Genomic DNA, 13,224 nt, shown 5'->3' on the forward strand with positions numbered 1-13,224 from the left:
CGGGCGCTCAGCGGTTGCCGGCGATCTCGCGGAAGCGCGCGCGGTCTTCCTCGAAGCGCTTGCGGGTATCGACCAGATCGCGCTCCTTCTGCGCGATGTTCTCGCCGATCTGCCGCAGATCCTCGCCATTGGTGTCCAGCCTGTCCTTGATTCCGGACGGCACACGCTTTCCCTTGGCGGTGAATGCGGCGGCGTCCTTCTCCAGCTTCTTGTGACGCTCGCTCAGCGTCTGCTGCTGCTCGCGCAGACGGGACAGCAGTTCTTCGATGTCGGCGATGCGCCGGTCGCGCGCGGCGTCGATCTCGCGTTCGCTGGTGTAGGTGTTGAGCAGCGTGGTGTCGCGACGTCGCTGCTCCTGACGCACCATTTCCTCGTCGCGCGCCTTCTTCGCATCGGCATCGCGCTTGGCGCGCTGCGCCTCGGTCATCGGCGCCTCGACCTGCTTGACCGTCGCGCCCTGGCTGTTCAGCTCGCGGTAGCCGCGGTCGGCACAGGCGGCCGGGAGCACGTCACCGCACACCTGCTGGCCGCGCGCGTCCTTGCAGCAGTAGACGCGCGCCTCGCTCGCGGGCACGTGCAGCAGGGCCAGCGCAAGCAGGCCCGGCGCAAGGTGACGCAGATTCCCGGGTTTCATCTTCAGCCATTCACTCCGTATTTCGCGCGGTAGGCACGCACCGCGTCGAGATTGCCCTGCATGCCCGGGCTTTCCTGCAGATAGCCGACCAGATCGTCGAGCGTGGCGCAGGCAATCACCGGCATGCCGTATGAACGTTCCACTTCCTGAACCGCTGACAATTGTCCGGTGCCCCGCTCCATGCGGTCGAGGGCAATCGCCACACCTGCCGGCTCGGCGCCGGCCGCGCGGATCAGCTCGACCGATTCGCGCACCGAGGTGCCGGCGCTGATCACGTCGTCGATGATGAGCACCCGGCCCTTCAGCGGCGCGCCGATCAGCGTGCCGCCCTCGCCGTGGTCCTTCGCTTCCTTGCGGTTGAACGCAAAGGGCAGGTCGCGGCCACGCTGCGCGATCTGCATCGCGGTACCGGCGGCCAGAACGATGCCTTTGTAGGCCGGTCCGAACAGCATGTCGAACTGCGGCGCACGACTGATGATCGTATCGGCATAGAAGCTGCAAAGCTTGAGCACCGAAGCACCGCTGTTGAACAGCCCGGCGTTGAAGAAGTAGGGGGATTCACGCCCCGCCTTGGTGGTGAAGCTGCCGAAGCGCAGCACGCCGGTATCGACGGCGAACTTCACGAATTCACGTCTAGAATCCACGGGCTTTTCCAATCAGAACGGACAAACCGGCCATGTTACGTATCGTGTCGCTCAACCTCAACGGTATCCGCTCGGCCACCACGAAGGGTGTGTGGGACTGGGTCGCCGGCACCTCGCCGGACGTGCTGTGCGTGCAGGAACTGAAAGCCCAGGCGGCCGACCTCGATGCGACGATGCGCGCACCGGTGGCGATGGGCGGCAGCAACGGCCACTTCCATTTCGCCACGAAGAAGGGCTACAGCGGCGTCGGCCTGTACGCGCGGCGACAGCCGTCGCGGGTGATCACCGGTTTCGGTGTCGAGGAGTTCGACAACGAGGGCCGCTATGTCGAGGCCGACTTCGACGATGTGACGGTGATTTCTCTCTACCTGCCCTCCGGCTCCAGCGCGCCCGAGCGGCAGGAGGCCAAGTTCCGCTTCCTCGACCGCTTCCAGCCGCATCTGGCCGCGCTGCGGGCGAGCGGGCGCGAGATCGTGGTGTGCGGCGACTGGAACATCGCGCACCAGGAAATCGACCTGAAGAACTGGAAGGGCAATCTGAAGAACTCGGGCTTCCTGCCGGAAGAGCGCGCCTGGATGACCGCGCTGCTGGGCGCGGGCGGCTGGGTGGACGTCTATCGCACACTGCACCCGGACGCCACCGACGACTGCTACACCTGGTGGAGCAATCGCGGCCAGGCCCGCGCGAAGAACGTGGGCTGGCGCATCGACTATCAGATCGCCACCCCGGGCATCGCGGCGAAGGCCCGCGCGGCAAGCGTCTACAAGGACGTCCGCTTCAGCGATCATGCTCCGCTCATTGTCGACTACGATGTCGATATCGCGTGAATTCCGAAGTCATCGCCCCGACCGCCGAAAGGACCGTCATGAAAGCTCTGCGCAGTCTCGCTCTCGTCGCCGCACTGGGTCTTTCGCTGCCGGCTGCGGCTGAATGGAACGAACTGGTCGTGTTCGGCGACAGCCTGTCGGACACCGGCAACTTCCAGGCGCTGACATCGGGTCTGTTCCCGTCCGCGGCTTTCGGTTACGCGCCGGGGCGCTTTTCCAACGGCCCGGTGGCGGTCGAGTATCTGGCCGCCTGGCTTAACCTGCCGCTGGACAATCATGCGGTCGGCGGCGCACGCACCGGCACGCCGGTCGGCGGCGGCTCCGACAACTACGTCGAGGACACCAGTCAGGGCACGCTGCTTGCGGGCCTCTTGCAGAAGTCTCCGGGCTGGCTGAACGGCACCGGCATCAGCGCCCAGGTGGGTGACTACGTGGCCGGAGGCGGCGGTGGCGCCGACAAGCTCTATTTCATCTGGGGCGGCCCGAACGACTATTTCCTGCCCGCCTCGCTGACCACGCCCGCCACCGTGGGCAATGCGGTCGGCAATCTGCAGACGGCGATCACCTCGCTGTACGAAGCGGGCGCCCGCGATTTCCTGATTCCCAACATGCCCGATCTCGGCCTGACGCCCTCCTTCGTCGAGGAAGGTCCGCTGGCGGCCGGTCTGGCCAGTTCGGTGTCGGCCGCCCACAACGCCGCGCTCGCGCTGATGCTCGACCAGCTCGACCTGAACCTGGCGGACGCACGGTTCCGCACGGTCGACGTATCGGGCCTGCTCAATGCAGTCGCACTTGATCCCGGTCAGTACGGCTTCACCAATGTAGATACACCCTGTCAGACACTGGCTGGCTGCCCGGCCAACCCGGCGGGCTATCTGTTCTGGGACGATGTCCACATCACGACGGCCGGTCATCAGGCTGTGGCGACCGCGTTTCTTGCCGCGGCCTTGGTCCCGGAGGCTGAAAGCTGGGCCATGCTGCTGGCCGGTCTGGGCGTGCTCGGTGTAGCCCGTCGCCTACAGCGGAAGCGTCCCACCGACGACACTGTCGCGTTGCGGACTGCAACCTGAACGGCTAACTTCGGGGTCTGCCCCGAAATGACTTCACTCGCAAAGGAGAAGAGCAATGTCCGAACTGATCGATCAGAACACCGTCACCAAGGAAAAGCTGGTTGCAGACCTGAAGGTGGTCATTTCCGACGCCGAGGAACTGCTGCGTGTGACCGCCAACCAGGCAGGCGAAAAGGTGGGCGAGCTGCGCGTGCGCATGCAGGAAAATCTCACCTCCGCCCGTCACAAGCTGGCCGACGCGGAAGCCGCGCTGAAGGAGAAGTCGCGCGAGGTGGCGCGTGCCACCGACGACTACGTGCATGAGCATCCGTGGAAGTCGATCGGCGTCGCCGCCGGTGTCGGCCTGCTGGTCGGTCTGCTGATCGGCCGCCGCTGAGTTCGCGATGGCCGCATCGCCCCGGCCTGAGCGCCTCGCCGTATCGCTGAAGGGATTCGTTTCCAGCCTGATCGAGATCGTTCACGTCAGGCTGGAACTGATTACCGTCGAAGCGCGCGACGAAGCACTGCGTCTGACCGAACTGCTGGTCTATGGCGCGCTGGCCATCGCCTTCCTCACCTTCGGCATCGCCTTTCTGGCGGTACTGCTGACCGTGCTGCTGTGGGACAGCCATCGCCTGCTGGTGCTGACGCTGTTCTCGACGCTGTTCATCACGCTGGGTGTCGTGGCAGCGGTGATCGCCCGCGCGCGCATGGCCGAAGGCACGCGGCTGTTCGCATCCACTCTCGACGAACTGAAGCGCGACCGCGACGGGCTGGGCGGATGAACGCACGGCGCCTGCGCCTCGCCCTGATGCGCGAACGGCTGGTCGAACGTTCGCGCCGTCTGCGCGTCGAAGCGGCAGCCCAATCTGCGGTGCTCGATCCGGTACTGAACGTCGGCGACCAGATCCGCGACGGTGCCGCCTGGGTGCGCAGTCACCCACAGGTACTGGCTGCGGCTCTGGTCGGCTTCGCCGTCGTGCGGCCGCGACGGGTGTGGCGATGGGGCCTGCGGCTTTGGGGTGCCTGGCGCCTGCTCGGCACGCTGCAGCACAGGCTGACGTCGCGCTGAGAGGCGAGCCCTCAAGTTTTCCTGCAGGACGCCGAATTCAGCTCATTGCCACTGCATCCCCGCTCTCCCGATGACCACACACTCCGCACAGGAACTGGCGCGCAGAACGACCGAGCTGGTCACGCTGCCTGCCATCTACCATCGGGTGAAGCAGGTCATCGACGACCCGGATGGCTCGGTGATCGAACTGGCCAAGGTGGTGGCGGCCGACCCCGGCATCACGATGCGCGTGCTGCGCGTCGTCAACAGCGTGTTCTACGGCTTCCCGGGCAAGATCGAAACGATGCAGCGCGCGGTGAGCGTGCTCGGCATGCAGCAGGTGCACGACATCGTGCTGGCGACGACGGTGACCGCCGTGTTCGCCGGCATGCGCCCGGAGCGCATGGATGTCGCCCGCTTCTGGCGCGCCTCGGCGATGCGCGGCCTGCTGTCGCGCGCGGCCGCCAAGAGCTGCGGCCTGCTCGACGCCGAACGGCTGTTCGTCGGCGGCATGCTGGCCGACATCGGTCACATGGTCATGTACATGCACGTGCCGCAGGAATCGGAACAGGCGCTGGTCGACAGCCGCGCATCGGGAGCGCCGATCGAGCAGCTGGAACGCGAAATCGTCGGCTGCGACTACGCCGCGGTGGGCGAAGCACTGCTGACCGAATGGCGGCTGCCACGCAGCTTTGCCGTCGCCATCGGCGCCCAGATCGATCCGGCGCACGGCGCGCCGCACGAGTTCGAAGCGTCGCTGCTGCATCTGGCGCGGCACGCGGTCGGCTACGACGCGGAACTGATCGATTCGGCCCGCATCGTCGCCTCGGCCTCGCCGGCCGCCTGGCAGATCACCCGGCTGGAGCCGCAGGCCTTCGAAGGCGCCTGCGCCGAAGCGGGCAGTTCGCTGGCCGCGGTGATGGGGCTGTTCTTCTCCGAATACGCCTGATCGGCGCATCACGACCCGCCGCAGACCGGACGGAAGGCGCGGGCACTGGTATCTTCCAGCCCACCTGCCGCCATTCCGTCCGCCCTTGATCCCCACTTCCCCTGCCGCCAGCTGGCTCGACAGCCTCAAGGTGTATGCGCACCCGCGCGTCATCGGCATGCTTTTCCTCGGCTTTTCCGCCGGTCTGCCGCTCATCCTGGTGCTCGGCACGCTGTCCTACTGGCTGCGCGAAGCCGGCATCGACCGCTCGACCATCGGTTACTTCAGCTGGATAGGTCTGGCCTACGGCTTCAAGTGGGTGTGGTCGCCGCTGGTGGATCGCCTGCCGCTGCCCGGACTGACCCGGCTGCTCGGGCGTCGGCGCAGCTGGCTGCTGCTGTCGCAGCTGGCGATCGCCAGCGCGCTGTTCGGCATGGCCAACACCGACCCGGCGCAGGCACTTGAACGCATGGTGTGGTGCGCACTGGCGGTGGCGTTCGCGTCCGCCACACAGGACATCGCGCTCGACGCCTACCGCATCGAGGCGGTCGAGCAACGGCTGCAGGGCGCGATGGCGGCCACCTACCAGGGCGGCTACCGCATTGCGATGATCGCCGCCTCGGCCGGCGTGCTGTGGCTGGCCGCCTCGGTAGATGCAACCGATACCACTTACGAACACGCGCCCTGGCGCTTCGCCTATCTGATCATGGCGGCCAGCATGGGCGTCGGTATTCTGACGACCTTACTGATACGCGAGCCGGACGCGCCAGTATCGGCGGACACCATGCAGCGCGAGGCGCGCACCCGCGAGTGGCTGGCGCACGAAGGGCTGCACGGCCCGCTGCTGGCCGCCGCCGCCTGGGTGCATGGCGCCGTGGTGTCGCCCTTCGTCGATTTCATCCGCCGCTATCGCTGGCACGCGGTGCTGCTGCTGGCGCTGATCGGCACCTACCGCATTTCCGACGTGGTGATGGGCATCATGGCCAACGCCTTCTACGTGGACATGGGCTACACGAAGGACGAAGTGGCCAATGTGGCCAAGGTGTACGGCGTCGGCATGACCATCGTCGGCGCGGTGATCGGCGGCGTGCTGACGGCGCGCATCGGCGTCATGAAGACGCTGTTCCTCGGCGCCGCGCTGTCGTCGGCGACCAATCTGCTGTTCGTCTGGCTGGCCGGCCGCGGCCACGACGTGAACGGCCTCATCTTCGCGATCTCCGCCGACAACCTGTCGGCCGGCATCGCCTCGTCGGCCTTCGTCGCCTATCTGTCAGGGCTGACGAACGTGGCCTACTCGGCCACCCAGTACGCGCTGTTCAGTTCGCTGATGCTGCTGCTGCCGAAGTTCATCGCCGGCTTCTCCGGCGTCTATGTCGACGCCCACGGCTACGAAGCCTTCTTCACCGCCACCGCGCTGCTGGGGGTTCCGGTGCTGGGGCTGGTGCTGCTGGCGGCGCGGGCGAGAGGCAGGGACCAGGGAGGAGAGGCTAGGGGCTAGCGAATGCCGGGCGGAGAAGCCGCCCGCATGCTTCCTCCAGCCCCTGACCCCTAGCCTCTAGCCCCTCCCAATCTGTACAGCGCAAAACTGCCGAGAAAGTTCGGCTCGTCCTGCACCGGCTGTCCTGCGTCGTCGAGCACTAGTCGCTCACGGATCTCGATGCCCAGCTTTTCGCACAGCGCCTCGAAGTCGGCGATGGTGAAGAAGCGGACGTTGGGCGTGTCGTACCACTGGTAGGGCAGGCGGTCGGACACCGGCATGTGGCCGTCCATGATGGCCATGCGGTGCTTCCAGAACGCGAAGTTCGGGAAGCTCACGACGGCCTCGCGGCCGACGCGCAGCATTTCGGTCAACAGCTTTTCGGTGCGGTGCAGGGTCTGCAGCGCGTTCGAAATGATGACCAGGTCGAAGCTCTGGTCGACGAAGTCGTACAGGCCCTTCTCCAGGTCGATCTGCAGCACGTTGATGCCGTTGCGCATGCAGCTGATCACGCGCTCGATGTCGATCTCGACGCCGTAGCCGCTGGCGCCGCGGCTGTCCTTCAGGTGGCGCAGCAGCGCGCCGTCGCCGCAGCCGAGGTCGAGTACGCGCGCGCCCGGGCTCACCCAGCCGGCGATCACGTCGTAGTCTATGCGTCCGTCCAGTGCAGTCATGTCGGTACCCGCCTCACACCGTGATGTTGTCGAAATACGCACGCAGTACTGCGTGGTAGTGCGGATCGTCGAGCAGGAAGGAATCGTGGCCGGCCGACGATTCGATCTCCGCATAGCTCACGTTGCGCCCCTTGCGCATCAGCGCATCGACGATTTCGCGCGAGCGCGACGGCGCGAAGCGCCAGTCGGTCGAGAAGGACACCAGCAGGTAGTCGGCCGTGGCCGGCGCGAAGGCGTTTGCCAGATCGCCGCCGGCGTCGTGCGCCGGGTCGAAGTAATCGAGCGCGCGAGTGGCCAGCAGATAGGTGTTGGCGTCAAAGCTGCCAGCGAACTTGTCACCTTGGTAGCGCAGATAGGACTCGACCTCGAACTCGACCTCGAAACTGAACTTGCGTCCGCCCTCGCGCAGCCGGCGTCCGAATTTCTCGGCCATCAGATCGTCCGACTGGTAGGTGATGTGACCCAGCATGCGCGCCAGCCGCAGACCGCGACGCGGCAGCGTGTTGTGCTCGTAAAAGTGGCCGCCGTGGAAATCCGGGTCGGTGATGATGGCCTGGCGCGCCACCTCGTTGAACGCGATGTTCTGCGCCGTCAGCTTGGGTGCCGACGCGATCACCAGCGCATGGCGCACGCGCGCCGGCAGATGGATGGACCACGCCATCGCCTGCATGCCACCCAGGCTGCCGCCGATGATGGCCGCCCAGCAGTCGATGCCGAGGCGGTCGGCCAGCAATGACTGCGCCGCCACCCAGTCCTCCACCGTCACCACCGGGAAATCCGCCCCCCAGGGCTTGCCGGTTTCCGGATTGGTGCTCATCGGGCCGGTCGAGCCGTGGCAGCCGCCGAGATTGTTGACGCTGATGACGAAGAACTTGCGCGTATCGAGCGGCTTGCCCGGGCCGATCAGGTTGTCCCACCAGCCGGTGTTCTTCGGCGCGTCAGCGTGGATGCCGGCCGCGTGATGGTGACCGGACAGTGCCGGACAGACCAGCACGGCGTTCGAGCGGGCGGCGTTCAGTTCGCCATAGGTTTCGTACATCAGCTCGAAACCCGGCAGTACGGCGCCGCTCTTCAGCGTCAGCGGCGTGTCGAAACGCGCGCACAGCGGGCTGACGATGCCGACGCTGTCTTCAGGGATGGATATTTCGTTGGCCATGAAAAAACCCGGTTGACCAAAGCCAGGACCGGGTTCGCCCTCGCTTTAGCCGAATTTGTAAGGGAGGCCCGGCAGCACACCGCCGGAGGAACCCGGGCGCCCGCAAGCTGAGACAAATCGGCGCCATGAAACAGGGGAAACTGCCTGCATTCTGGCGAATCAGGCAGGTTTGTCAATCGTGCGGCGCGTCACGTACTGACCGCGGTACCGCTCACGCACACCATCAGCATGCCGTTGTCGGCGCCCAGCACTTCGTAGTCGATGTCGACGCCGACCACCGCGTTGGCGCCCAGCTTCGCCGCCGCCTCGCTCATTTCCTGCATCGCCGCGTCGCGCGCGTCGGCCAGCGTGCTTTCGTAGGCGCCGGCGCGGCCGCCGACCACATTGCGGATGCTGGCAAACAGGTCCTTGAAGATGTTGGCGCCGATGATGGCTTCGCCGGTGACCACGCCGTGGTACTGGCGGATGGGCCGGCCTTCGAGCGTGGGCGTAGTGGTGAGCAGCATCGACGTTCTCCGGTGACTATGCGAAACATCCTGGGCGAAAGCCCCTGGCGACCTTACCCCTGACGACTTTACTCTTCGTCCATCACCGCGGTGGTGTAGACCTCCTGCACGTCGTCCAGGCTGTCCAGCACGTCCAGCAGTTTCTGCATCTTCACTGCGTCGTCGCCGGCCAGCGGGCTTTCGTTCAGCGGCTTCATCGTCACTTCGGCGAATTCGGCCTTGAAGCCGGCCTTTTCCAGCGCGTCCTTGACCGCAACGAAGTCGGCTGGCGGACTGAGCACCTCGATCGAGCCGTCGTCATTGGTGAGCACGTCCTCGGCGCCGGCTTCCAGCGCCGCTTCCATCAGCGCGTCCTCGGAGGTGCCCGGAGCGAAGATGAACTGGCCGCAGTGCTTGAACATGAAAGCCACCGAGCCGTCGGTGCCGAGGTTGCCGCCATACTTGGAGAAGGCATGGCGTACGTCGGCGACGGTGCGGGTGCGATTGTCGGTCAGGCAGTCGACCATGACAGCAGCACCCCCGATGCCGTACCCTTCGTAGCGGATTTCCTCGTAGCTTGCCCCGTCGAGCTCACCGGTACCGCGCTTGATGGCGCGATCGATGTTGTCGCCGGGCATGTTTTCGCCCTTCGCCTTGTCCACAGCCATGCGCAGGCGCGGATTGAAATTGGGATCACTGCCGCCCATGCGGGCTGCCACGGTGATTTCCTTGATCAGCTTGGTGAACACCTTGCCCCGCTTGGCGTCCTGACGACCCTTGCGATGCTGGATGTTGGCCCACTTGGAATGACCGGCCATGAAAGAAGACGTCCGTTGGAAATGTGCAAGCGGCGATTTTAATCGAGAGCGCCGATGACGGGCTCAAGAGCGTTGCGCGGGACTCCGTTAATTCCGAATGGGAATTTTCCGGCCCCCGTGGCCGGCGGGTGAATGCAATCGTGACAACTACAAGACTTCTGATCGCTCTGCTGGCCATCAGTGCCAGCAGCGGCGCGCTGGCGGACGACCCGGCCAGCGAACCGTTGTGGCATTTCGGCGGCTTCGGCACGCTGGGCGCCGGCTATCACAGCCAGGAGGACGTCGTCTATCGGCGCGATCTCGAACAGGCCGGCGGCATCGAGGGTGACAAGCTCGGCTTCCGTCTGGACACCCGCATCGGCCTGCAGGCGAGCGCCACCTTCAATCCGCGCTGGTCGACGACGATACAGGCGGTCAGTCGCCTGAACAGTGAAGGCAACTGGGCACCCATGCTGAGCTGGGGCTTCGTGCGCTACGCCCCGACCGACTGGCTGGAACTGCGTGCCGGACGGCTCGGCGCCGACATCTACCTCGAAGGCGATTCGCGCCACGTCGGCTATGCCTACACCGCGGCGCGGCCGCCGACCGAAGTGTACGGCGTGGTGACGCAGGACCGCTTCGACGGCGCCGACCTCACGTTGCGCACGCCGATCGGCGACGGTCTGGGCAGCGTCAAGGTGTATGGCGGGCAGTCGCGCGGCGACTTCTACCTGTACGGCCAGCGGGTGACGCAGGACGACGCGACCACCGTAGGCGCGACGATCGAATGGGCGAGCGACACGCTGACGCTGAAGGCGGCCTGGGCAGACATTCACGCGCGCGGCGACCGTTCGCTGGTGGAACTGCGCGATGCGCTGGCGTCGGTACCGCTGGCGCAGGCGCAGTTGCGGGCATCGCAGATACAGACTTCGCACCACATCACCTTCGCCGGTCTCAGCGCGCGCTACGAGAACGGCCCGTGGTCGCTGCAGGGCATACTCGCGCGCGAGACCTTCTCGCAGTTTCCGCGCTACTCCGGCTGGGGTTCGAGCGTGGTCGCCGGCTATCGCATCGGCGCGTGGAAGCCCTATCTGACCTGGGGACGCATCTCCTTCGAACCGGACGACAGTGCGCTGACGCTGCCGGCTCCGGCGGCTGCGCTGCAGGTCGTCTACGACCGCGTCGTCGACCGGCTGACGATGAATCAGCGCACTTTCGGCGCCGGTGTGCGTTATGACTTCGCCACCGATTACGCCTTGAAGGTACAAATCGAAAAGATCAATGCCTCATCGTCGTCGATACTGATCACCCCCAGCGGCCTGCCGGTCCGCGATGCCAGTCTGACGCTGTTCACCGTCGTGCTGGATTTCGTCTTCTGATGCCGCTGATGCATTTGTTCACCCGACGAACCCTGCTCACGCTCGTACTTGCGTTCGTGAGCGGATGGGCGCGTGCGGAAACGCTGGCGGTCATCGTGCACCCCTCAAGCGGGGTGGACAGCCTGAGCCGGGAGGAAGTGAGCCATCTGTTCCTCGGTCGCATCAAGCACCTGCCGTCCGGCACACCCGCCGTCGTGCTGGATACGAAATCGTTGCGCGCGGACTTCTACCGCGCACTGGTCAATCGTGAAATGAACGAGATCAGCGCCTATTGGGCGCGCCTGAAATTCTCCGGACGGACCCAGCCGCCGGAGCAGATCGACGACGCCGAGTCGGTGCTGAGACGCGTCGCGGCCGAGCGCGGCGCGATCGGCTACATCGACGCCGCGCGGGTGGACAAGCGCGTCCGGGTGGTGCTGCTCCTTGAGTACTGAACCGGCTTCCCGCCCGCCCGACACGCCCGACGCAGCGCACTCGCCGCGCCGGCTGCAGACCAGCGTGGTCTGGCGGACCATGCTGCTGATGCTGTTCTTCGGCGGTCTGGTCGGCGTTCTGGTCGCGCTGGCCAGTACCGTCATGGTCGGCCGGGAAGAACGGGAGCGGATGCAGCGGCAGCTGGCCGAGCTGATGGCCACCGTCGAACGCACCGCCAGCGTCGCTGCCTTCGCGCGCGACGAACAACTGGCGAACGAGGTGGCCCAGGGCCTGCTGCTCAACGATGCGGTCGCCCGCGTCGTCATCACCGAAGCCGACCACGTGCTGGCGTCGGTGGGCGAGGCCGACACCGAGGCAGGCGTGCTGCGGCTGCCGGTGCTGGTCCGCCCGCTGACCTCGCCGTTCTCGCCCGACCAGCAGGTCGGCGAGCTGAGGTTGTGGCCGGCCAGTTCGAAGATCGCACAGGCTGCGGGTTCCTATTCGCGTTTCATCGCCATCATCCTGCTGATCGAGCTGGTGTTCGTCGTGCTGTCGGTTGCCTGGGTGGTGCTGAACGTATTCACGCGCCCGGTGAAGAAGCTGTCGGACGACCTGCATCACCTCGAAATCGGTGTCGGCAAGCATGTTTCGGTACCGACCGGACACGCCGGCGACGAGATCGGCCGGCTGGCCGGCGACGTCAATGCGCTGATCACGCGGATGGACGACCTGCTCGCCGCCGAGCGCGATACGCGGGCACAGCTCGAGGCATCCGAGCGCAAGTTCAGGCTCATCTTCGAGAGCGCGGAAACGGGCATCTTCACCGTCGACAATGCCGGTCGCCTGCACGACTGGAACCCCTGGCTGGCGGCCAAGCTGCGACTGCCGGCGCGCGAAGGCAGCGATCGCAGCTATGCGCTGGGCACCCTGCTCGGCGACGCTTCGTCACGGCTCGACACGCTGATGGTGCGCGCACTGAGCGACCAGCGTCCGACCTCGGCCGATTTCGGCGTGCAGTACGGCGAATCGGGCGTGCTCTGGCTGCACGTCGTGCTGAACCCATTGCCCGACGGCCTGCTGCAGGGCATCGCCAACGACGTGACCGAACGCAAGCGCGCCGAGGCCAGCGCGCTGGCGATGGCGGAGCGCGACCCGCTGACCGGTCTGCTGAACCGGCGCGGCATCGAGCACCGGCTCAGCAGCGCGCTGGAAAGCCTGCACGGCAGCGGTCTGGCGCTGATGCTGGTCGATCTCGACGGCTTCAAGCAGGTGAATGACACGCAGGGTCACGAAGCCGGCGACCGCGTGCTCAGCTGGGTCGCCCGGCAGCTCGAAGCCGTCGTGCGGCGCACCGATCTGGTCGCGCGGCTGGGCGGCGACGAGTTCGTCGTCGTGCTGTGCGCGCTGGAAAGCCCGGACACCGCGCGCTTCATCGCGGCCAAGATCGTCAGCGCACTGGCGCGGCCGATAGACGCCGGCGGTAACCAGCCGGTGCAGATCGGCGCCAGTGTCGGCATCGCCTACACCGACTCCCGGGCAGACGCACCGGAAGCATTGATGCGCCGTGCCGACGAGGCGATGTACGAAGCCAAGCGCGCCGGCAAGTCGCAGTACCGCTTCGCATCCTAGGCCATTGCATCGCGAAGGCCGCTCACCGTCGGTTTTCCGCACTGTCCGCCGGACGCTGCGCTGGTAGCATCGCGCCATCC

General features: G+C 66.1%; 16 protein-coding genes. 10 read left to right on the plus strand and 6 right to left on the minus strand.

Going from position 1 to position 13,224, the window contains the following annotated elements; all coding sequences use genetic code 11:
* Positions 1–7: 7 nt before the first annotated feature.
* Both WJU27_RS16330 and pyrE read right to left on the minus strand, forming a co-directional pair.
* Positions 8–634: a DUF4124 domain-containing protein gene (locus tag WJU27_RS16330; protein WP_341422759.1), complete on the minus strand. Its 627-nt coding sequence runs from the start codon at positions 632–634 to the stop codon at positions 8–10.
* A gap of 2 nt (positions 635–636) precedes the next feature.
* Positions 637–1,257, minus strand: coding sequence for an orotate phosphoribosyltransferase (gene pyrE, locus WJU27_RS16335; protein WP_341422795.1), 621 nt, complete (start codon positions 1,255–1,257; stop codon positions 637–639).
* Between the two features lie 53 nt (positions 1,258–1,310).
* Between pyrE and WJU27_RS16340 the strand changes: the two genes are divergently transcribed.
* The 7 genes from WJU27_RS16340 to WJU27_RS16370 all read left to right on the plus strand — a co-directional run bounded on the left by WJU27_RS16340 (position 1,311) and on the right by WJU27_RS16370 (position 6,631).
* Complete coding sequence (locus WJU27_RS16340) at positions 1,311–2,105, plus strand: exodeoxyribonuclease III (RefSeq protein WP_341422760.1); 795 nt, start codon at positions 1,311–1,313, stop codon at positions 2,103–2,105.
* Positions 2,106–2,143: 38 nt separating this feature from the next.
* Positions 2,144–3,175: an SGNH/GDSL hydrolase family protein gene (locus WJU27_RS16345; protein ID WP_296807624.1), complete on the plus strand. Its 1,032-nt coding sequence runs from the start codon at positions 2,144–2,146 to the stop codon at positions 3,173–3,175.
* A 55-nt stretch (positions 3,176–3,230) separates the two neighbouring features.
* Complete coding sequence (locus WJU27_RS16350; RefSeq protein ID WP_019915939.1) at positions 3,231–3,551, plus strand: DUF883 family protein; 321 nt, start codon at positions 3,231–3,233, stop codon at positions 3,549–3,551.
* 7 nt (positions 3,552–3,558) lie between these two features.
* On the plus strand, positions 3,559–3,939 hold the full coding sequence (locus WJU27_RS16355) for a phage holin family protein (RefSeq protein WP_020162899.1): 381 nt from the start codon (positions 3,559–3,561) through the stop codon (positions 3,937–3,939).
* The gene (locus tag WJU27_RS16360) at positions 3,936–4,226 is read left to right on the plus strand and encodes a YqjK family protein (RefSeq protein ID WP_296807621.1); all 291 of its coding nucleotides are present in this window, start codon (positions 3,936–3,938) and stop codon (positions 4,224–4,226) included. Before WJU27_RS16355 ends, WJU27_RS16360 begins: the two co-directional genes overlap by 4 nt.
* Positions 4,227–4,296: 70 nt before the next feature.
* Positions 4,297–5,154, plus strand: a complete 858-nt coding sequence (locus WJU27_RS16365) for an HDOD domain-containing protein (protein WP_020162897.1) — start codon at positions 4,297–4,299, stop codon at positions 5,152–5,154.
* 85 nt (positions 5,155–5,239) lie between these two features.
* Positions 5,240–6,631: an AmpG family muropeptide MFS transporter gene (locus WJU27_RS16370; RefSeq protein ID WP_341422761.1), complete on the plus strand. Its 1,392-nt coding sequence runs from the start codon at positions 5,240–5,242 to the stop codon at positions 6,629–6,631.
* A 50-nt stretch (positions 6,632–6,681) separates the two neighbouring features.
* Here the strand turns inward: WJU27_RS16370 and metW are convergent, their stop codons facing one another.
* The 4 genes from metW to WJU27_RS16390 form a co-directional block, all read right to left on the minus strand.
* Entirely contained in the window at positions 6,682–7,284 is a 603-nt protein-coding gene (gene metW / locus WJU27_RS16375; protein WP_020162895.1) for a methionine biosynthesis protein MetW, read from the minus strand.
* A gap of 13 nt (positions 7,285–7,297) precedes the next feature.
* Positions 7,298–8,440, minus strand: coding sequence for a homoserine O-succinyltransferase MetX (metX, locus tag WJU27_RS16380; protein WP_020162894.1), 1,143 nt, complete (start codon positions 8,438–8,440; stop codon positions 7,298–7,300).
* A 188-nt stretch (positions 8,441–8,628) separates the two neighbouring features.
* On the minus strand, positions 8,629–8,946 hold the full coding sequence (locus tag WJU27_RS16385; protein WP_341422762.1) for a heavy metal-binding domain-containing protein: 318 nt from the start codon (positions 8,944–8,946) through the stop codon (positions 8,629–8,631).
* A gap of 68 nt (positions 8,947–9,014) precedes the next feature.
* Positions 9,015–9,743 carry a YebC/PmpR family DNA-binding transcriptional regulator gene (locus tag WJU27_RS16390; RefSeq protein ID WP_020162893.1) on the minus strand — a complete coding sequence of 243 codons (729 nt, stop codon included), beginning with the start codon at positions 9,741–9,743 and terminating at the stop codon, positions 9,015–9,017.
* Positions 9,744–9,883: 140 nt separating this feature from the next.
* Here WJU27_RS16390 and WJU27_RS16395 point away from each other — a divergent pair, with 140 nt between their 5' ends.
* Genes WJU27_RS16395 through WJU27_RS16405 form a run of 3 tightly spaced genes read left to right on the plus strand, consistent with a single transcriptional unit; the run spans position 9,884 to position 13,144 of the window.
* Positions 9,884–11,101, plus strand: coding sequence for a signal protein (locus WJU27_RS16395; RefSeq protein ID WP_232415932.1), 1,218 nt, complete (start codon positions 9,884–9,886; stop codon positions 11,099–11,101).
* An 8-nt stretch (positions 11,102–11,109) separates the two neighbouring features.
* Positions 11,110–11,535: a hypothetical protein gene (locus WJU27_RS16400; RefSeq protein ID WP_043363971.1), complete on the plus strand. Its 426-nt coding sequence runs from the start codon at positions 11,110–11,112 to the stop codon at positions 11,533–11,535.
* Complete coding sequence (locus tag WJU27_RS16405) at positions 11,525–13,144, plus strand: sensor domain-containing diguanylate cyclase (protein WP_232415931.1); 1,620 nt, start codon at positions 11,525–11,527, stop codon at positions 13,142–13,144. The genes WJU27_RS16400 and WJU27_RS16405 overlap by 11 nt, the downstream gene beginning before the upstream one ends.
* Positions 13,145–13,224 lie beyond the last annotated feature (80 nt).

This window comes from Methyloversatilis sp. NSM2 (assembly GCF_038066675.1).
Taxonomy (GTDB): domain Bacteria; phylum Pseudomonadota; class Gammaproteobacteria; order Burkholderiales; family Rhodocyclaceae; genus Methyloversatilis; species Methyloversatilis discipulorum_A.

Coding starts and splice junctions, on each gene's coding strand:
- WJU27_RS16360 (WP_296807621.1), top strand. CDS start 3,936: ATGAACGCACGGCGCCTGCGCCTCGCCCTGATGCGCGAACGGCTGGTC.
- WJU27_RS16385 (WP_341422762.1), bottom strand. CDS start 8,946: ATGCTGCTCACCACTACGCCCACGCTCGAAGGCCGGCCCATCCGCCAG.
- WJU27_RS16365 (WP_020162897.1), top strand. CDS start 4,297: ATGACCACACACTCCGCACAGGAACTGGCGCGCAGAACGACCGAGCTG.
- WJU27_RS16330 (WP_341422759.1), bottom strand. CDS start 634: ATGAAACCCGGGAATCTGCGTCACCTTGCGCCGGGCCTGCTTGCGCTG.
- WJU27_RS16400 (WP_043363971.1), top strand. CDS start 11,110: ATGCATTTGTTCACCCGACGAACCCTGCTCACGCTCGTACTTGCGTTC.
- WJU27_RS16390 (WP_020162893.1), bottom strand. CDS start 9,743: ATGGCCGGTCATTCCAAGTGGGCCAACATCCAGCATCGCAAGGGTCGT.
- WJU27_RS16355 (WP_020162899.1), top strand. CDS start 3,559: ATGGCCGCATCGCCCCGGCCTGAGCGCCTCGCCGTATCGCTGAAGGGA.
- metW (WP_020162895.1), bottom strand. CDS start 7,284: ATGACTGCACTGGACGGACGCATAGACTACGACGTGATCGCCGGCTGG.
- WJU27_RS16340 (WP_341422760.1), top strand. CDS start 1,311: ATGTTACGTATCGTGTCGCTCAACCTCAACGGTATCCGCTCGGCCACC.
- WJU27_RS16345 (WP_296807624.1), top strand. CDS start 2,144: ATGAAAGCTCTGCGCAGTCTCGCTCTCGTCGCCGCACTGGGTCTTTCG.
- metX (WP_020162894.1), bottom strand. CDS start 8,440: ATGGCCAACGAAATATCCATCCCTGAAGACAGCGTCGGCATCGTCAGC.
- WJU27_RS16350 (WP_019915939.1), top strand. CDS start 3,231: ATGTCCGAACTGATCGATCAGAACACCGTCACCAAGGAAAAGCTGGTT.